Here is a 21,683-nt window from a genome sequence, read left to right as displayed (position 1 = left end):
CAGTCACCACTCGTCATTCGGTCGCGCGCCTACTGCCTCTGAGCGCAGTACACGGCGAGATCCGCCGCGGGGCCGTCGGCCTGTTGCGCTCGAGCATCGCAATGGGACATCGCAAGGTGTGGCAAACCTTGCGTGCGGGAGTGGGCCAGCATGAATCGATCCATCGCTTGTATACCGGCCCGGAACAACCACGGATCAGGTCGGCGGCTGCTGGGGATCCTGAGCGTCGTGGTGGCCATGGTCGCAGCCTGCTCGGCAGGCGCAGATCGGCCGCCGGTCATCGTCGCACCGCTCCATGCAGTGGCACTCACCGGGCAGATCACCTCGGTCACCATCCGGGCCAGCGACCCCGAAGGCGCACCGGTGAGCTTCGAGGCCGAGAACCTGCCGGCGTTCGCTCGAATCACCGACCACGGCGACGGCACGGCCACTCTCGAGCTGAACCCGCACGAAAGCCACGCCGGCACGTACCCGATCACGCTGGTCGCCGCCGACATCGACGATGAACCGCACGCGACGCGCCACGAACTGACGCTGCGCGTGCGCTCCTCACAGCTGGTGGGCAGCTGCGCACAGAGCGACGCCGACCTGCGCGCCGCGACGCAACCGCTGTCGAGCTGTCGAGCGCCCAATGGCGACGTCGAGATCGGCCCCGGTCTGGCCTGTGAGTCGGCACACGTGGACCGTGATTTCACCGGCGCGGATGCGCTCGGCCGGGTGACGGTCAAGGCCGCAGGAGTGCTGTACCTGCTGGACGAGACGCGCAGCGTGGATCTCGCCTCGCTCACCGTTTCGGGCCTGGTGCAGGCCGGCAGTGAGAGCTGCCCCATCGGCACCGACGACCCGGACCACACGCTGACCTTGCGCTTCGTCGGCGAAGGGCCGACCACGCCACCGCCGTCCCTGGGAGCACACACCTGCGAGGCGGCCGACAAGGGCATCGTCGTCACCGCCGGCGGCCAACTGCTGATGCACGGCGCGCGCGGCGTTGCCAGCGCCCCCGACGGCGTCAGCTGGACGCATCTCGCCAAGCCGGCAGGGCCGCCGGCGTATCAGGCTACCGACAAGGGAATCGGCGCACCGGTGGATGCCGGCGGCGAAGCCAGGATCTTCCTCGCGCGCGACGTGAGCAAGGGCTCGAACCCGTGGAAGGCGGGCGACTGGATCACCATCGCCACCTCCAGCTTCAGTCCCTTCGAAACCGAGTTCGTGCAGATCGCGAGCGTCGCACCTGCGGTCCAAGGCAGCGTCGTCACCTTGCGTCAGCCGCTGCGGCACTATCACTTCGGCAGCCAGGACCCGGGCGTACCAGGGCCAGATGGCTTCGGCGCGGACAGCACGAGAAACTTCGGGGTCGACGAGCGCGCGGAGGTCGGACTCGTGTCGCGCAACATCCGCCTGACCGCGCAGACGCCCGATCCGGCCATCGCCGCGCACGACACACGCCTGCACTGGGGCGGCGACATGCGTCTGTGCGCCGGCTTCGACGCGGTCAGGGTGCGTGGCGTGGAGTTCGAGAAGTTCGGCAAGGAAAGGCTGGGGGCATACCCCATCCACTTCCACATGGCCGGCGACGTGCGCAACGAGCCGGTCATCGAATCCAACAGCATCCACCACAGCTACAACAAGTGCGTCGCGGTGCACGCCACAAGCAACCTCACGATCAGCTACAACGTCTGTGCGCGCGCGGTCGGGCATCTCTTCTACCAGGAGATGGGCAACGAGATCGACACGGCCTACGTCGGCAATCTGGGTCTGGGCGCGATGAGCCACCATTTCGGCATTGCCGACTCCGTGGCCAGGACGACCGACGGCTCGCCCAGGAACTTCTGGGAAGGCGACAACCTCGCGCGTGAGAACGGCTACTCGGCGTTCAATGTCGTCAACACCGACAGCCAGGGCAATCCGACGCACAGCGCCTGTTTCGTGCGCAGCGGGATCGGCGACGGCCGAGTCGACCTGGTCGGCCCGGCCCCGTGCGCGACGGATCACTTCTATATCGAGCCGGCCAGTGGGTTCTGGATCACCCATCCATCGGCAAAGCTGCAGGGCAATTCGATCGGCGGCTGCCAGGGCGTCGGCAAGGGGTACTGGTATGTGCCGCCGCCGGATGGGTCGACGGGCGCTCGGAAGTTCGATCCGAGCGGCAGGTTCGTGAACAACCGCGTGCATGCGTGCTACGACGGCTTGTTCAGCGAAGGCCATTTCGGCACGGTGTCGGACCAGCTGTTCCCCACGGTCGGGGGCCTGAGCACGGCGGAGCCGACCTCGGTCAATGTCATCGGTCGCTTCAGCGGGCTCACCGCGACACGCAACCGCAACCGCGGGGTTTGGATGCGACCCATGTGGTCCGTGGTCGAGAACGGTCGCTTCGCCACCAACCGCGATAGCGTCACCCTGGTCAGCTCCGGAGGCAACGACGGCAACGCGCCGGGGGTCTGGGCTTTGCTGAAGGACTCGGTCGTGGTCGGTGTCAGCGCCAACAACGTCGACCGCTGGGGACCATGCCCGAGCACCAGCCTCGGCGATGGTCCCGGTTGCGTCGATCTGCAGCCGCTGGCGAACGAAATCATGGAGAAGGGCTACCAGACGCCGCGCTGGAACTCGGCCGGCTACATGATCTACGACGGCCCGGTGCGCATCGTCGACACGCGCTTCGTCAACTTCTTGCGGGACCCGTCACCGCTGCTCACCAAGGACGATCGCGACCATCTCGCAGCCTACGTGGCCTACCCCCATCCTGGTACGACGGGATACGAGGGCGATGCCGCGCTGGGCTGGTTCCAGAACAACCAGAGTGCCTATCCGACCGCCACGACGGTGAAGGGCCTGCGGTTCCACAACGTCGATCTGCGGCATCAGATCTACACCTCGAAGGTCAACCTCGGCGACTTCCGCGACGGAGACCAGAACACCGCGCTGATCGATCTGGATGGTTCGCTCACCGGCTTCAAGGTGGTCGACGCATCCGGCAATCCAGTGCCCGGCTCCTTCCCCATCTCGCTGAACAATCTCCCTTTCAACGCGTCGTCGAATTCCGTCGACGAGTGCCTGTCTGCCGGGCAACAGGACCAGCAGTTCGAGGGCCGGGCGACGTCGCTCATCTCACCGGGCAACATGGCGACCCTGGAGTTCGAGGCCCTGTGGCCGGGGGGCCCGGCGGGGCAGAACTGGCAGGACCTCAGCTTCTTCAAGGACTCGCTCGACTACGGCAAGCACCAGTCGATGACCCTGTTCGGCCGCAACGGCCAGGGCATTTGGGAACCCAAGGTCACGAGCGGCTTCGGCTATTCGGTGCTGAAGGCATTCCCATCGAGCGTGCCGGGCGTCGTGGCCGGCCCTGCGGGCATTCCGAGCATCGTGCGGGTGGGCTTCACCGACGCGGTCAAGCCTGACATGGCGTCGCGCCCGTTCTACGTGCGCATCGGCATCTGCTACACCGACGCGGGCGGCGCCACGCCGACAGGCAGCTTCACCATCCGGCGCGGCTACAAGTCATGGGGAGGCAACGGGGTGAGCTTCAACAACCCCCTGCTGCAGCCCTTCTACAACCAGCTGCAGAACCGCTTCAATGGCGAGTTCTGCCACAACCTCGACCATCAGAATCCGACGCAGAACTTCGGTGCGACCGGTTGCCCGGCCCACGGCGTCACGCCCGCTCCGGCTGACGGCAGCTGCCCACCGCCGTCGACCCTCGATGCGGCGACGCGCCAGTGCATCTACCCCGTGAGCACCCTCACGGCGGCCTCCTCGTTGTCCGAGGTGACGAACGCCGACGGGACTCCCGCCAGCTTCACCAAGTACTGGTACGACCGGGACATCGGGATGCTGTACTTCTACGTCATGCAGGATGCGGACAACGCACGAGGCGTCGCACCGATTGGCAGCTGCCCCGGCGACCCCGCATGCCCAGGCGCCGATGAGCTCGACACATACCATTCGTGCCCTCCCCAAGGCTGCATCAACTATTCGGTCGAACTGAGCGGCGCCTACACGCCCGGCGAACCGCGCTGCGACGAGAAGGCCGGCGGCTCGGTGTACACGTACCAGAATCGCCTGTACGAACTGCCGGCCCCGGCGCAGCAGAACGTCCTCGCATATGTCGTCAAGCCCAACGCAGCGGGGAGCTTCAACGTCCAGGACGGCGAGATCGTCAAGCGGACGGAAGTGGCCACCAATGACAAGGGGTTTTCGCACAGCCTGCCCGCCAAGCCGCCGGTGTGCCCGGTCGTGTCGGGTCCTTGAGCCTGGGCGCTCATCGCAGCCTCTGGTCGCAGCACTTGCGTGCGGCCACCGCTGCGCGCGAAGCGAGACAATCCGGACCATGTCGACGTCCGCTGCTGCACCGTCCTCGCGCATGGCGCTGTACCTCAACCTGATCCGCTGGGATCGCCCGGCCGGCACGTGGCTGCTGCTGTGGCCGACGCTCGCTGCATTGTGGATCGCGGCGCGGGGCTTTCCCGGCTGGCACCTGCTGGTCGTCTTCGTGCTCGGCACCTTCCTGATGCGTAGCGCCGGCTGCGCCGTCAACGACGTCGCCGACCGGGATTTCGACAAGCACGTGAAGCGCACGGCGATGCGCCCCGTGACCAGCGGCGCGGTGAGTCCGAAGGAAGCACTGCTGCTGGGCGCCGCGCTCGCGCTCGCCGCCTTCGGGCTGGTGCTGACCACCAATGCGACCACCATCGCATGGAGCTTTGTGGCGCTGGCTGTCAGCGTCTTCTACCCGTTCACCAAGCGCTTCTTCTCGATGCCGCAGGCGGTGCTCGGCGTCGCCTTCAGCTTCGGCATCCCGATGGCCTTCGCCGCGGTGCAGGGCCAAGTGCCGGCGCTCGCGTGGTGGCTGCTCATCGGCAATCTGTTCTGGGTGCTCGCCTACGACACCGAGTACGCGATGGTTGATCGCGACGACGACGTCAAGATCGGCCTCAAGACATCGGCCATCACGCTCGGCCGCTTCGACGTGGCGGGCGTGATGCTGTTCTACGGAATCTATCTCGCGATCTGGGCTGCGCTGGGCTTGCAGCTGCGCTTCGAATGGCCGTACTACGCGGGACTCGCGGTCGGCGGCGCAGTCGCGGCGTGGCACTTCACGCTGATACGGACCCGCTCGCGCGACGGATGCTTCCGCGCCTTCCGGCTGAACCATTGGCTTGGGTTCGCGGTGTTCGCCGGCGTGGTCGTCGACCACGCCCTGCGTTGACGACCATCAGGGATACAAGCCGCGCTCTTCGCGCGCAATCAGGATCCGCTCGCACGCCACCGCAAAGGTCGCCGTGCGCAGCGTGATCTTGTGGTGGTCGGCCGTGTCCCAGATCTTCTTCAGCGCGTCGACCATGATCTTGTCGAGCCGCACGTTGATCTCGTCCTCACTCCAGAAGAAGCTCGAGAAGTCCTGCACCCACTCGAAGTAGCTCACCGTCACGCCGCCGGCGTTGCAGATCACGTCCGGCACGACCAGGATGCCGCGGTCACGCATCACATCGTCGGCCTCGGGCAGGGTGGGGCCGTTGGCGCCTTCGAGCACGAGCTTGGCCTTGATGCGCTTGGCACGGGTCTCGGTGATGACGCCTTCCAGTGCCGCGGGGATCAGGATGTCGCAGTCGACGTCCCAGAACGCCTCGCCGTCGATGCGCTCGGCCTCCTTGAAGTTGCCCACCCCGCCGTCGCGGCGCACCGTGGCCATCAGGCCCTGCATGTCGAAGCCGTCGCGGTTGGCGATGGTGCCGGTGTGGTCCTGCACGGCGACGATCTTGGCGCCGGCCCCGACGAACAGCTCGGCCGCCGCGCTGCCCACGTTGCCGAAGCCCTGCACCGCGACGCGCGCGCCGTCGAGCTTGAGACCCAGGCGCCGTGCCGCTTCGCGGCCCGTCACGAACACGCCGCGGCCGGTAGCCTTCACGCGGCCCAGGGATCCGCCCAGGTGGATCGGCTTGCCGGTGACGACGCCGGTCGCGGTGGAGCCCGTGTTCATCGAATACGTGTCCATCATCCAGGCCATGATCTGGCCGTTGGTGTTCACGTCCGGCGCCGGGATGTCGCGCTGCGGGCCGATGATGATGCCGATCTCGCTGGTGTAGCGGCGCGTCATGCGCTCCAGCTCCTTCTGCGACAGCAGCTTCGGATCGACGCGGATGCCGCCCTTGGCGCCGCCGTAGGGCAGGCCGACGCCGGCGCACTTGATCGTCATCCATGCCGACAGCGCCATCACTTCCTCCAGCGTCACGTCGGGGTGGTAGCGCACGCCGCCCTTGCCGGGTCCGCGCGACAGGTTGTGCTGCACGCGAAATCCCTCGAAGTGCCGCACGCTGCCGTCGTCCATCTCGATCGGCACGTCGACGATCAGCGCGCGCTTCGGCCGCTTCAGCGTCTCGGCCCAGCGGGCCAGCGGGCCGAGGTACGGCACGACACGGTCGACCTGTGACAGGTAGGTGTGCCAGGGACTCGTGTCGCTGGGCGTGATGTAGGACAGGTTGCTCATGAAAGGGTCTCCACGATGAGTCGAGGCGGCGGCATGTCCTTGCACCCGCTCGTGACGAGCCCGGGGGTGTGCCGCCTGCATGGGCCGAGACTGTAGGCGCGAGCGTGCCGAGTTTTTCACCATTCGTCATGCAGGGTTTGCATGGCTTGAACCGAGCCGAACATGGAGCGGCGCCGGCTCCTAGAATCGATCGCATGTGGTCCGCCGGCACATGGCTGCTCGCGATGGCCCTGCTGGCGCCGATGGCGCACGGGGCCAGCGAGCCGGCTGTGTCGCCGCCAGCGGCGCAGGTCCGGCGCCCGGTGGTCGTCACCACTGTCGACGGCGCGATCGGCCCGGCCACCGCCCACCACCTGCAGCGCGCGCTTGCTGCGGCCGCCAAGCACGACGCGCAGCTCGTCGTGGTGCAGATCGACACGCCGGGCGGCCTCGATACCTCGATGCGCCAGATCATCAAGGACGTGCTGGCGTCCAGCATCCCGGTCGCCACCTACGTCGCGCCGAACGGGGCGCGCGCCGCCAGCGCCGGCACCTATCTGCTCTACGCCAGCCACATCGCCGCGATGGCGCCGGCGTCCAACCTGGGCGCGGCCACGCCGGTGGCGATCGGCATCGGCGGCGCGCAGCCGGAGCACGGCGCACCGGCGGGACGTCCCGCATCGGGTGCGTCGCAGGCCGAGCCGCCCGCGGATTCGATGACCGCCAAGCGCATCGCCGACGCGGCGGCCTATCTGCGCAGCCTCGCGCAGCTGCGCGGCCGGAATGCCGAATGGGCCGAGCGCGCGGTTCGCGAATCGGTGAGCCTGTCCGCCGCCGATGCGCTCGCGATGAAGGTCGTCGACCTTGTCGCGGCCGACGTGCCCGACCTGCTGCGCCAGCTCGACGGCCGTGAGGTGCCTGTGGTGGGAGGTCGCATGCGACTGGCCACCCGCGATGCGCCGGTCAGCTCCTTCGATGCCGATTGGCGCAGCCGACTGCTCTCGGTGATCACCGAGCCGAGCCTGGCGCTGATCCTGATGCTGGTCGGCATCTACGGGCTGCTGTTCGAGTTCTCGAATCCGGGCTTCGTGCTGCCGGGTGTCGTGGGCGCGATCAGCCTGGTGCTGGCGCTGTTCGCGCTGCAGATGCTGCCGGTCAACTACGCGGGACTGGCGCTCATCCTGCTCGGCATCGCCTTTCTCGTGGCAGAGGCCTTCCTGCCGAGCTTTGGCGCCCTGGGGCTGGGCGGCGTCGCGGCGTTCGCCTTCGGTGCGGTGCTGTTGTTCGACACCGATGCGCCGGGGTTCGGCGTGCCGGGCTGGCTGATCGCCGTGCTGACGCTGAGCTCCGCGGCTTTCGTATTGCTGGTGGCGGGCATGGCGGCGAAGTCGCGCCAGCGGCCGCTGGCGCACGGCGCGCCCCAGCTGGTCGGAGTGCGGGGCGAGCTCGTCGAATACGCGGGGGGCGAAGGCTGGGCGCTGGTGCAGGGCGAGCACTGGAAGGTTCGCGGCAGCGGCGACCTGCGCCCGGGCGCCCAGGTCCGCGTGGTGCGGGTGCTGGGGACCACACTCGAGATCGCCGCCGTGGCCGAGGTTGTCGCCGAAGGAGCCTGATCGTGTGGATGGACTACGGAATCGGCCTGGCCGGGCCGCTGTTGCTGCTGCTGATCATCGCGGCGTCGTCCTTGCGCATCCTGCGCGAGTACGAGCGGGGCGTCGTGTTCCAGCTGGGCCGCTTCTGGAAGGTGAAGGGCCCGGGGCTCGTGATCATCGTCCCGGGCATCCAGCAGATGGTCAAGGTGAGCCTGCGCACCGTGGTGCTCGACGTGCCGAGCCAGGACGTCATCTCGCGCGACAACGTGTCGGTGAAGGTCAACGCGGTGCTGTACTTCCGCGTCGTCGATCCGGCCAAGGCGATCATCCAGGTCGAGCGCTTCCTCGAGGCGACCAGCCAGCTCGCGCAGACCACGCTGCGCGCGGTGCTGGGCAAGCATGACCTCGATGACATGCTGTCGGAGCGCGAGCGCCTGAACCTCGACATCCAGAAGATCCTCGATGCGCAGACCGACACCTGGGGCATCAAGGTGACCAACGTCGAGATCAAGCACGTGGATCTGAACGACACCATGATCCGCGCCATCGCACGCCAGGCCGAAGCCGAGCGCGAGCGCCGGGCAAAGGTGATTCACGCCGAGGGCGAGCTCCAGGCTTCGCACAAGCTGGCCGAGGCGGCCGAGGTGCTGGCCAGGCAGCCGCAGGCGCTGCAGTTGCGCTACCTTGAGACGCTGACCGTGATCGCGGCCGACAAGAACTCGACGATCGTGTTTCCGCTGCCGGTCGATGTGCTGGGGCCGCTGCTCGATGCCTTGCGGCGCAAGTGAGTCAGCGGAAGAACAGCAGCCGCGTGAGGAAGGTGTAATCCGCCTCCGCCCACATCAATCCCACCAGCACCATCAGCGCCCCGGGCGGCAGCAGGATCGCGTAGATCAGCGCCAGCCGCTCCCACGCCATGTGCATGAAGACGGCGACGATGAGCCCGGCCTTCAGCAGCATGAAGATGATGATCAGGCTCCAGCGCAGCAGCCCCTGCAGGTGCAGGTAGTCGACCATGTACGACATCGCGCTCAGCACGAAGAGCAGCCCCCACACGAGCAGGTAGAGCTTGATCGGATGCTGTTGGCCGTGACCGGTCGCTGAAGCCATGCTCGCCTCACCACAGGTAGAAGAACGCAAAGATGAACACCCACACCAGGTCCACGAAGTGCCAGTACAGGCCCGCGATCTCGACGATCTGGTAGCCCTTCCTGTCGTACTTGCCGCGGATCAGGCGGATCGCCACCACCATCAGGTAAATGACGCCGGCCGTCACGTGCAGGCCGTGGAAACCGGTGATCATGAAGAAGGCCGACCCGAACTGCGCCGCCCCCATCGGATTGCCCCATGGCCTCACGCCCTCCAGGATGAGCTTGGACCACTCGAAGGCCTGCATGAAGACGAACATCTCGCCGAAGGCCGCGGTGACGAACATGAGCGCGGCGGCGTTGACCTTGTCGCCGCGGTACGCGAAGTTGACCGCCATCGCCATCGTGCCGCTGCTGCTGATCAGCACGAAGGTCATGATGGCGATGAGCAGCAGCGGGATGTTGGCGGAGCCGACGTGCAGCGCGAACACCTCGCTCGGGTTGGGCCACGCCACCGTGGTGGAGGTGCGCACCGTCATGTAGCCGGTGAGGAAGCTGCCGAAGATGAAGGTGTCGGACAGCAGGAAGATCCACATCATGGCCTTGCCCCAGGAGACCTTGAAGGCCTCCTGGTCGGCGGACCAGTCGGAGATCAGGCCGCGAAGGCCGGCGGGCGGCGAATGGGGCGTGCCCGCAGGCTCGTCGTGCACGGGAACGGCGACGGCGCTCATCAGATGATCCTCAGCGGGCCGCAAATGGCGCGCGCGATGTCCGGTGTGAGCAGGCCGATGGCGGCGAACAGCACCAGCCATACGGCCAGCAGGAAGTGCCAGTAGCGCGCGCAAAGGCGTATGCGCCAGGCGGCGTCGGCGCCATGCTGCAACGCTCGCGCCGTCAGCGCCCATGCCACGAGCCCGCCCGCGACGTGCAGGCCGTGCAAGGCGGTCAGCACGTAGAAGAAGCTGCCGGCCGGGTTGCCGGTGGCCGACACGCCGGCTTGCAGCAGCGCCTGCCAGGCCCACCATTGCACGACGAGGAATCCGAAGGCGCACACCCCGCCCGCCATGAGCCAGCGTGGGGTGTCGGCGCGCTCCCGGTATGCCGACGCGCTGGCCTGGTGCAGGCACAGGCTGCCCGCGACCAGCAGCGCAGTGCTGAGCCAGAGCTGCCATGGCAACGTGAGCGGCCACCAGTCCGCGGCGGTCATGCGCATCAGGTTGGCGAGCAGGAAGAGCGAGAACAACGCCGTCGCCACACCCATGAACACCCACAAGCCGATGCCCAGGGCCTGGCCCGGGGCGGCCCGGGTGCCGGCGGTCGCGTTCCAGGTGGTGCTGCCGCTGCTGCTCATGCCGTTGCCCCCTTGCCGGCAGGCACCGGCTCCGGTTTCTTGTAAGGCTCGGGCTCATGGCCGCCCTCGTCGGGCGGCGCATCCTGCGCGATGAAGTCCTCCTTCGCACCCGGCACGCTGTAGGCATAGGCCCAGCGGTACACCACCGGCAGGCGCGGTCCCCAGTTGCCGTGCTTGGGCGGGGTGTCGGGGGTGAACCATTCGAGCGAGGCCGCACGCCACGGATTGGAGCCGGCCACGCGGCCGCGGAAGGTGCTCCACACGAGGTTGTAGACGAACACCAGCTGCACCAGCCCGACGATCAGCGCCGCGACCGTGATGAACTCGTTCAGCAGGTGTGCCGACGGCGGAATGAACTGGTAGTCGGTGTAGGCGTGGTAGCGCCGCGGCATGCCGAGCACGCCGAGGTAGTGCATCGGGAAATAGATCGCGTAGGTGCCGAGGAAAGTGATCCAGAAGTGGAACTGGCCGAGCCGGTCGTCGAGCATGCGGCCGGTGATCTTCGGGAACCAGTGATAAATGGCGCCGAATACGACCAGCAGCGGAGCCACGCCCATCACCATGTGGAAGTGCGCGACGACGAAGTAGGTGCCCGACAGCGGGATGTCGACGCTGACGTTGCCGAGGAACAGCCCCGTCAATCCGCCGATCACGAAGGTGCACAGGAACGCGATCGCGAACAGCATGGGCACCGTCAGATGAATGTCGCCTCGCCAGAGCGTGAGCGTCCAGTTGTAGACCTTGATCGCCGTGGGCACCGCGATGATGAGGGTGCTGGTCGCGAAGAAGAAGCCGAACCAGGGGTTCATGCCGCTCACGAACATGTGGTGCGCCCACACGACGAAGCTGAGCACGCCGATGACGACGATGGCCCACACCATGGTGCGGTAGCCGAAGATCGCCTTGCGCGCATGCACGCTGATGAGGTCGGACACGATGCCGAAGGCGGGCAGCGCGACGATGTAGACCTCGGGATGCCCGAAGAACCAGAACAGGTGCTGGAACAGCAGCGGGCTGCCGCCCCTGTAGTTGGCCACCTGGCCCATGGTGACCAGCGCCGGCATGAAGAAGCTGGTGCCCAGCGTCTTGTCGAGCAGCATCATGATGCCGCTGACGAAGAGCGCCGGAAACGCCAGCAGCGCGAGGATGGTGGCGACGAAGATGCCCCACACCGCCAGCGGCATGCGCAGCAGCGTCATGCCGCGGCAGCGCGCCTGCAGCACGGTGGTCACGTAGTTGAGACCGCCCATCGTCGTGGCGACGATGAAGATCAGCAGCGAGACCAGCATCAGGACGATGCCCCCTTCGTTGCCTGGAGTGCCCGGCAGGATGGCCTGCGGCGGGTAGAGCGTCCAGCCCGCGCCGGTGGGGCCGCCCGGCACGAAGAAGCTCGCCATCAGCACGATCACCGACAGCAGGTACACCCAGAAGCTCAGCATGTTCATGTACGGGAACACCATGTCCCGCGCGCCGACCATGAGCGGGATCAGGTAGTTGCCGAAACCGCCGAGGAACAGTGCGGTGAGCAGGTAGATCACCATGATCATCCCGTGCATCGTCACGAACTGGTAGTAGTGCTGCGGATCGATGAAGGTGAACCTGCCGGGAAAGCCGATCTGCAGGCGCATCAGGTTCGACAGCACCACCCCCACCAGGCCGACGAGGATCGCCGTGCTCGCGTACTGCACCGCGATGACCTTGTGGTCCTGGCTCCAGACGTACTTGGTGATGAAGCTGCTCGGCTCGTGGAGATCGTGACCGGCATCGGCTTCGGCGAGAGCCATACGACTTGTCTCCTTGTCAGCCCTTGAGGGACTTGATGTAGGCCACCAGCGCAGCCAGCTCGTCGTCGCTGAGCTCCATCTTCGGCATCACCGGCGGGAAGCCCTTGATCGGCTTCGGATCGCGGATGAAGCGGGCGAGGAAGGCTTCGTCGACGACAGCGCTGGTGCCGTCCTCGAGGTGCTCGGTCTTGCCGAGCAGGTCCTTCCAGGTGGGACCCACGCTCTTGGAGCCGTCGACCGAGTGGCAGGCGACGCAGCCCTTGGACTGCGCCAGCATCTGGCCGCGTCCGACCAGGTTGCCGGCCTCGCCTTCGCCCCGGCGCGCGGCCGCGACCGACTGCTGGAAGGTGGTCTGCCGGGCCAGCCAGGCCTGGTAGCCGGCCGGCTCCTCGACGACGACGAGGCCGCGCATGTTCGGATGGCCGACGCCGCACAGCTGCGCGCACATCGATTCGAACTTGCCGACCTGCGTGGGCGTGAACCAGAAGCTCGACACCATGCCCGGCACGATGTTCATGCGCGCCCTGAAGTGAGGCACGTAGAAATCGTGCAGCGCATCGTGCGAGCGCAGCAGCACCTTCACCGGCTTGTTCACCGGCAGGTGCACTTCGTTGCCCAGCACGACGATGTCGTCCTGGCCGGCCTTGTCGGCCGGATCGAGCCCGAGGGGGTTGTCGGCCTTCACGAAGCGGGCATCGCTGCCGCCGAGCTTGCCGTCTTCTCCGGGGAAGCGAAAGCGCCACTGCCACTGCTGGCCGACGACCTCCAGCACCATCGCGTTGTCGGGCGGCGTCACGTAGTCGGCGTACACGACCAGCCCAGGCGCCAGCAGCGCGACGATGCCCACGGTCGTGATGCCGATCAGCCAGCGCTCGAGCTTGTGGTTCTCCGGCTCGTAGGCCGCGCGTGCGCCTTCACGATGACGAAAGCGCCACAGCGTGTAGACGACGAACAGGTTGATGACGACGAAGAAGATGCCGCAGATGATCACCGTGATCGCCAGCGTGTGATCCATCTTCGACCAGTTGGAGGCGATCGGCGTGACCCACCACGGCGTGAGGACGTGGAACAGCACTGAGCCGACGACGATCACGAACAGCGCGATGGCGATAGCCATGGTGGGCCCTTCGTGTCGGTTGCCGCGGCTTCAGACGGACGCCGCAGTGCGTTGCAGTTTCCAGTAGATGAGCGCGGCGCTCATTCCGAATATCAGGTGGGCGATGAAGGTCGGCCATCCGCGCAGCGTGGCGAACCACGGGAACACGGCGGACATGCCATAGAAGTTGATGACGTACAGAGCCGCGCCGAACAGCGCGCCGACCGGCAGCAGCTCGCGCAGGTCCCAGCCGGGAACGAAGCCCGACAGTGCCGCGCCCAGCACCATGCCGAAAGCGATGCCGAGAAGATAGTGGACCGCCATCGCGGCGACCACGTTGCCGACGGCGAACCCCGAGGCCTTGAGCGACGACGGCCCGAGAAGGATCGCCGCGATGCTGTGCGAGGTCCGCCAGGGACTCTCACCGGAGACGAAGGCGCCCCACAGGAGCTCGAGCACCATCAGAACAGCGCCGGCAGCGAAGCCGCTGACGGCGGCCGCGACCCAGTCGACCTGATGCTGCCTCCAATGGGGCAGTCGCAAGTGCAGTTCCATCTTCACCTCCGCAAGAACGGCGGTCGGGCCGCGACAGCGAAGACTCGCCTGTCGCAGCCGCGGCCGCTTGCTTCAGGGAAACGCCGGAATGTCCGGCTCGACACCTTCCAGATGCGCTTCGGGATGCAATGCTTGCAGGCGCTGCTCGATCTCGTCGACGCGCGAGCGCGGCACATCGACCATCAGCAGGATCTGTCCCTCGTCGATCGCCTTGGTGAAGCGCTCGAGACGGTGGCTGGGCGTGGACACGCCGATGAGGCTGGCCGACCAGGCGCCGAAGACGGCGCCAGCCATCGCCAGCACGGCGGCGATGCCCCACTGCGGCTGCTCACCGACGATGGGGAAGTACACCGCGGCCAGCGCGCCCAGCACGGCGCCGCTGGCGCCGCCGATCACGAGGCCGGCCTGCGCCGCGCGAACGACGTCGGAGGTCTGCAGGATGTTGGCCTCGTGGAGGCCTGTGAGGTCGGTGCCCTCGCGGGCCACGAAGTGGATGTGCTGCTCCTGAATCCGGGCAAGCAACAAATCATCCATCGTCTTCCTGGCGCAGGCCAGGTCTGGCAAGAGCCAATAGATGCGTCGGCGCATACACGCTCCTCTCTGCTGGTGGCGGGTCCCGCGCGCACTTCACTTGTACACCCGAGTGCGTCGTACGACAACCCTGGGAACACCGGGGCATTGGCGGCCCGCGATGCAACTGGATGTCTATCGGCAATCGGTGGACCGGCGCGTGACGCGCGCCGCGCTCAGCCCGCGCCGAACTCGTCGCCCAGCTCTCGCGCGCGCTGCTGCGCGGCCTTCAACGCCTTCACGAAGGCGGCCTTCACGCCGTCGGATTCCAGCGACGTGATGGCCGCGTGTGTCGTGCCGCCTCTGGACGTGACTCGCTCGCGCAGGACCTGCGGCGTCTCTGCCGATGCGGCGGCGAGGGCCGCTGCGCCGCTGAGGGTGGCGAGCGCGAGCCGCTTGCCCTGCTCGGCGCGCAGCCCCATCTCGGCAGCCGCTTGCATCATCGCTTCGACGACATAGAAGACATAAGCCGGGCCAGAGCCCGACAGCGCGGTGACCGCATCGAGGTCCTCTTCGCGCGGCACCCATAGCGTCTGCCCGGTCGGGGCCAGCACCTGCTCGACCGTCTCGCGTTCGTCGGCTGTCACGGCCTCGCGTGCGTACAGTCCGGCGATGCCCTGGCCGATGAGCGCGGGCGTGTTCGGCATGGCACGCACCACGCGTTGCGTGCGTGCGGCGTGGGCGATCGCCTCGCTGCGGATGCCGGCCATCACGCTCAGGTGCAGCGCGCGGTCCACATGCGGCGCGCAGGGCAGCGCGGCGGCCTGGAAGTACTGCGGCTTGACCGCCCACACGACCAGCGCGGCTTCGGCCAGCGTGGCATCCGCGGCGGGCAGGGCGCGCACGCCGAACTCCTGGCGCAGCCGCTCGCGCGGCGCATCGCCCGGATCGACGACGACGATCGATGACCCTGACCGCCCGCTCTTGCAGAGCCCGCCGATGATGGCGGCCGCCATGTTGCCGCCGCCGATGAATGCGATCGTGTCCATCGGGCGAGTCTATTCGCCGGCCACCGTCGAGGTGAACCCGGCGAGCAGCGCGGCGTTGCCGCCGGCAGCGGCGGTGTTGACCGTGAGCGTCTGCTCGGCGCAGAAGCGGTACAGGTAGTGCGGACCGCCCGCCTTGGGGCCGGTGCCCGACAGGCCTTCGCCGCCGAACGGCTGCACGCCGACCACCGCGCCGATCATGTTGCGGTTGACGTAGACGTTGCCGATGTGCGCGGCCTGGGCCAGACGCAGCGCGCGGCTGTCGATGCGCGTCTGGATGCCGAGCGTGAGGCCGTAGCCCAGTGCATTCACCTGGCGCATCACCGCATCGGGTTCGCCGCCCCAGCGCACGACGTGCAGCACCGGGCCGAAGATCTCCTGCCCCACATCGGCGACCCTCGCCACCTCGAAGGCGATGGGCGCGATGAAGTGGCCGCCGCCGGGTGAGGCCGCCTCGCCGATCAGCCGCGCCTCCTGCCGCAGCCGCGCCACATGGCGGCTCAGGCCATCGAAGGCCTCGGCATCGATGACCGGGCCGACGTCGGTGGCCAGGCGGGCCGGATCGCCGACGTTCAACTCGGCCAGCGCGCCGCGAATCATCTCGATGACGCCGTCTGCGACGCTTTCATGCACGCACAGGAGCCGCAGCGCGGAGCACCGCTGGCCGGCAGAGCGGAAGGCGCTCTGCACGACCGCATCGACCACCTGCTCGGGCAGGGCCGTCGAGTCCACGATCATCGCGTTGATGCCACCGGTTTCGGCGACCAGCGGCACGATGGGACCGTCCTTGGCGGCGAGGGTGCGGTTGATGACCTTCGCGACCGCTGTGGAGCCGGTGAAACACACGCCGGCGGTGCGTGCATCGGCGACGAGAGCGGCTCCGGTCGTCTCGCCGGGACCATGGAGCAAGACAAGCGCGTCGCCGGGCACGCCGGCTTCGTGCAGCAGCGCGACCATGCGCGCCGCCACCGCTGGAGTCTGCTCCGCCGGCTTGGCGGCAACGCAATTGCCGGCGACCAGCGCGGCGGCGACCTGGCCGGTGAAGATCGCAAGCGGAAAATTCCACGGGCTGATGCAGACGAAGACGCCGCGCCCATGCAGCCGCAGCTCGTTGCTCTCGCCGGTGGGGCCCGGCAGCGGCTGCGGCGCCAGGCGCGCCTGGGCCTGCTCGGCGTAATAGCGGCAGAAGTCCACCGCTTCGCGCACCTCGGCCACGCAATCGCCCAGGGTCTTGTGCGCTTCCTTGACGAGGAGCGCGCAGAACTCGGGCAGGCGCGCCTCCAGCACGTCGGCGGCGCGGCGCAGCACCGCGGCGCGCTGCGCCAGTGGCGTCGCGTTCCAGCGCTCGAAGCCGGCCTGCAGCCGGGCCATCGCGGCGTCGACGTCGGCGGCCCGCGCTTCGGCGATGGGCTCGACCCGCGCCGTCTCGACGGCACGCTCGAGAGGCTCGCGCTCGGCCGGGCACGCGAGGTCGACGCCCTTTGAATTCGCCCGCTCCGTGCCGTACAGCGACACCGGCATCGGCAAGGCCGGCGCCGGCGCCGCATGCAGCGGCGAGGCGAGCAGCGCGCCCACGTCCACGGCCTCGTCGGCCAGCTGGTGCACGAACGAGGAGTTGGCGCCGTTCTCCAGCAGCCGGCGCACGAGATAGGCGAGCAGGTCGCGGTGCTCACCGACCGGCGCATAGACACGCACCGGAACCTGCGTGTGCTTCATGACTTCGCGGTACACACCTTCGCCCATGCCGTGCAGGCGCTGCATCTCGAACTTCGCGTCGCTGCCCCGGGCCATCTGCAGGATGGCGGCAATGGTGCCGGCGTTGTGTGTCGCGAACTGCGGGTAGATCACGTCGTTGTGCCCAATCAGCGCGCGGGCGCAGGCGAGGTATGAGATGTCGGTGTGGTGCTTGTGGGTGAACACCGGATAGCCCGCCAGGCCCTGCTCCTGCGCGCGCTTGATCTCGCCGTCCCAGTAGGCGCCCTTCACCAGCCGCACCATGAAGCGCAACCCGTGCGAGCGCGCGATGCGCGCGACCTCGTCGATGACGTGCAGCGAGCGTGTCTGATAGGCCTGCACGGCCAGACCGAAGCCGCGCCAGTCGGGGAACTGTCGCGCGATGCGTCCGGCGAGCGCCTCGAGGACGTCGAGCGACAGCTCGAGCCGGTCGCTTTCCTCGGCATCGATGGTCAGATTGAGATTGGCGCGCGCAGCCGGCTCCACGAGCTGCCACACCCGCGGCAGCAGCTCGGCGAACACACGCTCGCGCTGTGCGTCTTCGTAGCGCGAGAACAGCGCGCTCAGCTTGATGGAGATGCCGTCGGCCCCCTCCGGGCTCGCGGCCGCCTTGCGGTCGGCGATGGCGTCGATGGCATGGGCATACGACACGAGATAGCGCTGCGCGTCGGCCTCGGTGCGCGCGCCTTCGCCGAGCATGTCGTAGCTGAAGCGCAGCGCCGCATGCCCCTTGCGCGCCGACGCGGCTTCGTCCATCGCCTCGCGGATCGAGCGGCCGAGCACGAACTGGCGTCCGAGCAGCTGGATGGCGCGCACCGTGGCGGCCACCACTGTCTGCGCACCCAGGCGCTTCAGCAGGCCCGCCTCGCTGTCGCTCTCGGGCAGGAATTTCTTCGACAGTGCGATGGCACTCGCCGACAGCTGCGCGAGCATCTTGTGCGGGCCGCCGCTGCCCGCGTCGAACTCCGCCTTGCCCAGCTGATCGGCTGTGAGCGCGATCGCCGTTTCGGCATCGGGCACCCGCAGCAGCGCTTCGGCCAGCCGCATCAGAGCCAGGCCCTCGGCGCTGGAGATGGGGTATTCACGCAGCAGGGATTCCATCGCCCAGAAGGGCGCGGGCTTGTCGCGCACGGCCTCCACCCAGGGTCGCGCCATGGCCGCCGCACGTTGCCAGTCGAGCGCGGCCGCCAGCGCGGCGAGCTGCGCGGCCACCACCCCGATTTCGGTGCGATAGGGATAGGGAAGCCGCGCGGCCGGAGCAGGAGCGGAGAACATGAGAGGTCACCTCGCTAGAATTACTTGCTAGGTTAGTTCGTCGGGTCTAGCATTTATCTCCAAAGAAGCTTGCTTAAACTTCCGGAAATTCAGCATGCCCAACGACCCCTCGTCCCTGGCGGGCATCGACAAGATCGACGCCAAGATTCTGCGCGTGCTGCAGAAGGACGGGCGCATTTCCAACCTCAAGCTGGCCGAGGAAGTGCACCTGTCGCCCACCGCGGTGCTCGAGCGCGTCAAGCGGCTCACGCGCGATGGCTTCATCCTCGGCTACGAGGCCAAGCTCAACCCGGCGAAGCTCGGGGCGGGACTGCTGGTGTTCGTCGAGATCCTGCTCGACCGCACGGTGCACGACGTGATGGACAACTTCAAGGCCGCGGTGCAGGTTCGACCCGAGATCCTCGAGTGCCACCTGGTTGCCGGCGGGTTCGACTACCTGCTGAAGACCCGGGTGGCCAACATGACGGCCTATCGGGAGTTCATCGGATCGGTCATCTGGACCCTCCCCGGCGTGCGCGAGACCCGCACCTACGCGGTGATGGAGGAAGTGAAGAACGTCACCGCGCTGGCCATCTGACGCACCGCCGAGGCCGAGGGCAGGCCGGCCCGCTTCAATGCCGCGTTCAGGTGCGACAGGTGCGCGTAGCCGCAGCGTTGCACCACCTCGTCGAGCGTCGCATGGCCTTGTGCGAGCAGCCGTCGCGCGCGTTCGAGCCGCCGCTGCATCACCCACGCATGCGGGCTCGTGCCGAAGCTGGTCTTGAACATGCGCGCGAAGTGGAATTCGGACAGGCAGGCGACCCGTGCGAGCTCGGCCAGGTCGAGGCGCTCGTGCAGGTGGGTTTCCATCTTCTCCAGCACGCGTCGCCGCGCCGCCGGCGACAAGCCGCCGCGTACCGGCCCGAGCCGCGGCCGATGCACGGTCTGCGACATCAACAGCCGGGCCTGCAAGTCGAGCGTGAGCTGCTGCAGCAACAGCGCCTCTCCCGTGCCGCGCCAGTCGAGCGCCGCGATGCGTCCACACAAGGATGCAAGCCCCTCGTCGTGGAAATAGATGCGCTCGGCCAGCGTGGCCGAGCGCGGATCGAGCTCGAACCAACGCTCCGCCGCCTGGGCCCACTGCAGCGTCGGCAGGTAGACGTGCAATAGCTGCAGCGAGCCATTGACATCCCAGTGCGACTCGTGGCCGGCCGGCAGCAGGCACAGGCTGCCGGGCTCGCCGCGCGCCGAGGGCGCCTGGTGACAGCGGACGGCGTGTCCGCCCTCCAGATAGAACGACAAGGTGTGGTGGCTGGGCTTCAGGTACGCCGTCTGGGTGTCCGCGTTGCCCCAGTGGGCCACCCACACGCCGGCCGGCAGCGCTGCGGCACGGCGCAGCCGGGCGCGCGAGCGCAGCAGCGCGGCGCCGACGTCGAGTTGTGTGATGGCCGCTTCCATGGCCGCGAGCTTACGTCGCGCGCCTGCGCCGGGGACGGCATCCGCCGCAAATGCGCAAGTTCCTGCCAGCCGGCACGACGCCCCGCGCGCAGACTCGGTGCCATGGCCACTGCCTTGCTCTACCTGCTCACCGTGCTGATCTGGGGCACGACCTGGATCGCACTGAAGCTGCAGATCGGCGAGGTGCCGATCCCGTGGTCCATCGCGTACCGCTTCTGGCTTGCCGCAGCGGTGCTCGTCGCATGGCTCGCCTGGCGGCGCGAGCTGCGCCTGCCGCCGCGCCGCATCGGGCCGCTGCTGCTGGGGCAAGGCCTTGCCCTGTTCTGCGTCAACTTCATGTGCTTCCTGCACGCGAGCCAGTGGATCGCCAGCGGGCTCATCGCCGTCTGCTTCTCGACGGCGCCCCTGTGGAACGCACTGAACGGACGGCTGTTCCTGCGTCAGCCGCTGGCACCGCGCGTGCTGGTGGGCGGCGGGTTGGGGCTCGCCGGCCTGCTGCTGCTGTTCGGCACCGAGGTCGCCAAGGACCTGGACCGGCCGCAGACCTTGTGGGGCCTCGCGCTGGCCTTGGCCGGCACCTGCTGCTTCTCGCTCGGCAACCTGCTGTCAGGCGCGATGCAGCGGCAAGGACAGACGCCGCTGCAGACCAATGCCTGGGCGATGCTGGTGGGCGCGACAGTGATCGCCGCATACGCGGTGGTGACGGGACAGCCGATGCGCTTCGATACCTCCATGCAGTACATCGGTGCGTGGCTCTACCTCGCCATTCCCGGCTCGGTGATCGGTTTCACCGCCTACCTCACGCTCGTCGGCCGCCTGGGCGCGGATCGGGCGGCGTATTGCACGGTGCTGTTTCCCGTGGTGGCGCTGAACGTATCGGCCCTCGTCGAGGGGTATGCATGGACCCTGTCGGCGCTGTTCGGATTGGGCCTCGTCGCAGCGGGAAACGTCGCCGTCTTCTGGCGCGGCACGCCCCGACGATGGCAATCGGCCTAGGTTGACGGCTCGCCGCTTGCCGCCGACCTATCGCGCGCCGAAGATGGCCGTGCCGACGCGAACGATCGTCGCGCCTTCGAGAATCGCCGCTTCGAGGTCGGCCGTCATGCCCATCGACAAGGTGTCCACCGCGAGGCCCTCGCGCTGCAGGCGCTGCAAAAGCTCTCGCAGGGCCGCGTGAGGCCGCCGCTGCGCTTCGTGCGTCGACGCCGGTTCGGGGATGGCCATCAGGCCGCGCAGACGCACACGGGGCAGGCCGACCACCTCGCGCGCGACACGCAGCACTTCGTCCGGCGCCAGGCCGCTCTTGCTCTGCTCGCCGCTGATGTTGACCTGCAGGCACATCTGCAGCGGCGGCAGCTGCATCGGTCGTTGCGCGGACAGGCGCTGTGCGATCTTCAATCGATCGACCGAATGCACCCAGTCGAAGTGCTCGGCGACGATGCGTGTCTTGTTGCCTTGCAGCGGCCCGATCAGATGCCACTCGAGCTGCTCGCGCAGATCGGCGAGCGCTTCCATCTTGTCGATCGCCTCCTGCACGTAGTTCTCGCCGAACACGCGCTCGCCGGCATCGAACGCCTGTCGCACGGCGCGCGCGGGAAAGGTCTTGGCGACGACGAGCAATGTGACGCTTTCCACGGGCCGTTGGGCCTCTGCACACGAGGCGGCAATGCGAGCGCGCACTTGTTGTATGTTGTTGGGGATCGTCGCCATAATGCGTCGAGTATCCCGCAGGCCCCTCGCGCTCGACGCCCTCGC

General features: G+C 67.8%; 18 protein-coding genes. 6 read left to right on the top strand and 12 right to left on the bottom strand.

Annotated features, from left to right (window positions below; translation table 11 throughout):
* The first annotated feature begins 150 nt into the window (after positions 1-150).
* Together P7V53_RS00710 and ubiA are read left to right on the top strand one after the other, a co-directional pair.
* The gene (locus P7V53_RS00710; protein WP_280153557.1) at positions 151-4,245 is read left to right on the top strand and encodes a hypothetical protein; all 4,095 of its coding nucleotides are present in this window, start codon (positions 151-153) and stop codon (positions 4,243-4,245) included.
* 79 nt (positions 4,246-4,324) lie between these two features.
* Complete coding sequence (gene ubiA / locus P7V53_RS00705) at positions 4,325-5,203, top strand: 4-hydroxybenzoate octaprenyltransferase (protein ID WP_280153556.1); 879 nt, start codon at positions 4,325-4,327, stop codon at positions 5,201-5,203.
* A 6-nt stretch (positions 5,204-5,209) separates the two neighbouring features.
* Here the strand turns inward: ubiA and P7V53_RS00700 are convergent, their stop codons facing one another.
* On the bottom strand, positions 5,210-6,481 hold the full coding sequence (locus tag P7V53_RS00700; RefSeq protein WP_280153555.1) for a Glu/Leu/Phe/Val dehydrogenase: 1,272 nt from the start codon (positions 6,479-6,481) through the stop codon (positions 5,210-5,212).
* 194 nt (positions 6,482-6,675) lie between these two features.
* On the opposite strand from P7V53_RS00700, the gene P7V53_RS00695 reads away from it, so the two are divergent.
* Positions 6,676-8,073, top strand: coding sequence for a nodulation protein NfeD (locus tag P7V53_RS00695; protein WP_280153554.1), 1,398 nt, complete (start codon positions 6,676-6,678; stop codon positions 8,071-8,073).
* An 8-nt stretch (positions 8,074-8,081) separates the two neighbouring features.
* Positions 8,082-8,840 carry a slipin family protein gene (locus P7V53_RS00690; RefSeq protein ID WP_280153553.1) on the top strand — a complete coding sequence of 253 codons (759 nt, stop codon included), beginning with the start codon at positions 8,082-8,084 and terminating at the stop codon, positions 8,838-8,840.
* Position 8,841: 1 nt separating this feature from the next.
* On the opposite strand, the gene P7V53_RS00685 is transcribed toward P7V53_RS00690, so the two are convergent.
* The 9 genes from P7V53_RS00685 to P7V53_RS00645 all read right to left on the bottom strand — a co-directional run bounded on the left by P7V53_RS00685 (position 8,842) and on the right by P7V53_RS00645 (position 18,491).
* Positions 8,842-9,162 carry a cytochrome C oxidase subunit IV family protein gene (locus P7V53_RS00685; RefSeq protein WP_280153552.1) on the bottom strand — a complete coding sequence of 107 codons (321 nt, stop codon included), beginning with the start codon at positions 9,160-9,162 and terminating at the stop codon, positions 8,842-8,844.
* 7 nt (positions 9,163-9,169) lie between these two features.
* Positions 9,170-9,871, bottom strand: coding sequence for a heme-copper oxidase subunit III family protein (locus tag P7V53_RS00680; RefSeq protein ID WP_280153551.1), 702 nt, complete (start codon positions 9,869-9,871; stop codon positions 9,170-9,172).
* Positions 9,871-10,491, bottom strand: a complete 621-nt coding sequence (locus P7V53_RS00675; RefSeq protein WP_280153550.1) for a cytochrome c oxidase subunit 3 — start codon at positions 10,489-10,491, stop codon at positions 9,871-9,873. The genes P7V53_RS00680 and P7V53_RS00675 overlap by 1 nt, the downstream gene beginning before the upstream one ends.
* Entirely contained in the window at positions 10,488-12,275 is a 1,788-nt protein-coding gene (locus P7V53_RS00670) for a cytochrome c oxidase subunit I (protein ID WP_280153549.1), read from the bottom strand. The genes P7V53_RS00675 and P7V53_RS00670 overlap by 4 nt, the downstream gene beginning before the upstream one ends.
* A gap of 16 nt (positions 12,276-12,291) precedes the next feature.
* A complete protein-coding gene (locus P7V53_RS00665) occupies positions 12,292-13,392 on the bottom strand; it encodes a c-type cytochrome (RefSeq protein ID WP_280153548.1) in 1,101 nt (366 codons plus the stop codon).
* A 30-nt stretch (positions 13,393-13,422) separates the two neighbouring features.
* Positions 13,423-13,926: a hypothetical protein gene (locus tag P7V53_RS00660; RefSeq protein ID WP_280153547.1), complete on the bottom strand. Its 504-nt coding sequence runs from the start codon at positions 13,924-13,926 to the stop codon at positions 13,423-13,425.
* A gap of 72 nt (positions 13,927-13,998) precedes the next feature.
* Positions 13,999-14,514, bottom strand: coding sequence for a DUF1269 domain-containing protein (locus P7V53_RS00655; protein ID WP_280153546.1), 516 nt, complete (start codon positions 14,512-14,514; stop codon positions 13,999-14,001).
* Between the two features lie 158 nt (positions 14,515-14,672).
* On the bottom strand, positions 14,673-15,485 hold the full coding sequence (gene proC, locus P7V53_RS00650; RefSeq protein ID WP_280153545.1) for a pyrroline-5-carboxylate reductase: 813 nt from the start codon (positions 15,483-15,485) through the stop codon (positions 14,673-14,675).
* A gap of 9 nt (positions 15,486-15,494) precedes the next feature.
* On the bottom strand, positions 15,495-18,491 hold the full coding sequence (locus P7V53_RS00645; protein WP_280153544.1) for an L-glutamate gamma-semialdehyde dehydrogenase: 2,997 nt from the start codon (positions 18,489-18,491) through the stop codon (positions 15,495-15,497).
* A gap of 94 nt (positions 18,492-18,585) precedes the next feature.
* Here P7V53_RS00645 and P7V53_RS00640 point away from each other — a divergent pair, with 94 nt between their 5' ends.
* Positions 18,586-19,068: an Lrp/AsnC ligand binding domain-containing protein gene (locus P7V53_RS00640; protein ID WP_280153543.1), complete on the top strand. Its 483-nt coding sequence runs from the start codon at positions 18,586-18,588 to the stop codon at positions 19,066-19,068.
* Here P7V53_RS00640 and P7V53_RS00635 read toward each other — a convergent pair.
* The gene (locus P7V53_RS00635) at positions 19,020-19,928 is read right to left on the bottom strand and encodes an AraC family transcriptional regulator (RefSeq protein ID WP_280153542.1); all 909 of its coding nucleotides are present in this window, start codon (positions 19,926-19,928) and stop codon (positions 19,020-19,022) included. The genes P7V53_RS00640 and P7V53_RS00635 overlap by 49 nt on opposite strands.
* A 102-nt stretch (positions 19,929-20,030) precedes the next feature.
* On the opposite strand from P7V53_RS00635, the gene P7V53_RS00630 reads away from it, so the two are divergent.
* Positions 20,031-20,924 (top strand): DMT family transporter, encoded by an 894-nt coding sequence (locus P7V53_RS00630; protein WP_280153541.1) that lies wholly within the window; start codon positions 20,031-20,033, stop codon positions 20,922-20,924.
* A 27-nt stretch (positions 20,925-20,951) separates the two neighbouring features.
* Here the strand turns inward: P7V53_RS00630 and P7V53_RS00625 are convergent, their stop codons facing one another.
* Positions 20,952-21,638, bottom strand: coding sequence for a YggS family pyridoxal phosphate-dependent enzyme (locus tag P7V53_RS00625; RefSeq protein WP_280153540.1), 687 nt, complete (start codon positions 21,636-21,638; stop codon positions 20,952-20,954).
* Between the last annotated feature and the right edge of the window lie 45 nt (positions 21,639-21,683).

It is taken from the genome of Piscinibacter sp. XHJ-5 (assembly GCF_029855045.1).
Taxonomy (GTDB): Bacteria; Pseudomonadota; Gammaproteobacteria; order Burkholderiales; family Burkholderiaceae_C; genus Albitalea.
The sequence above is the reverse complement of the archived record's forward strand: the minus strand, read 5'-3'. Positions and strand labels throughout refer to the sequence as shown.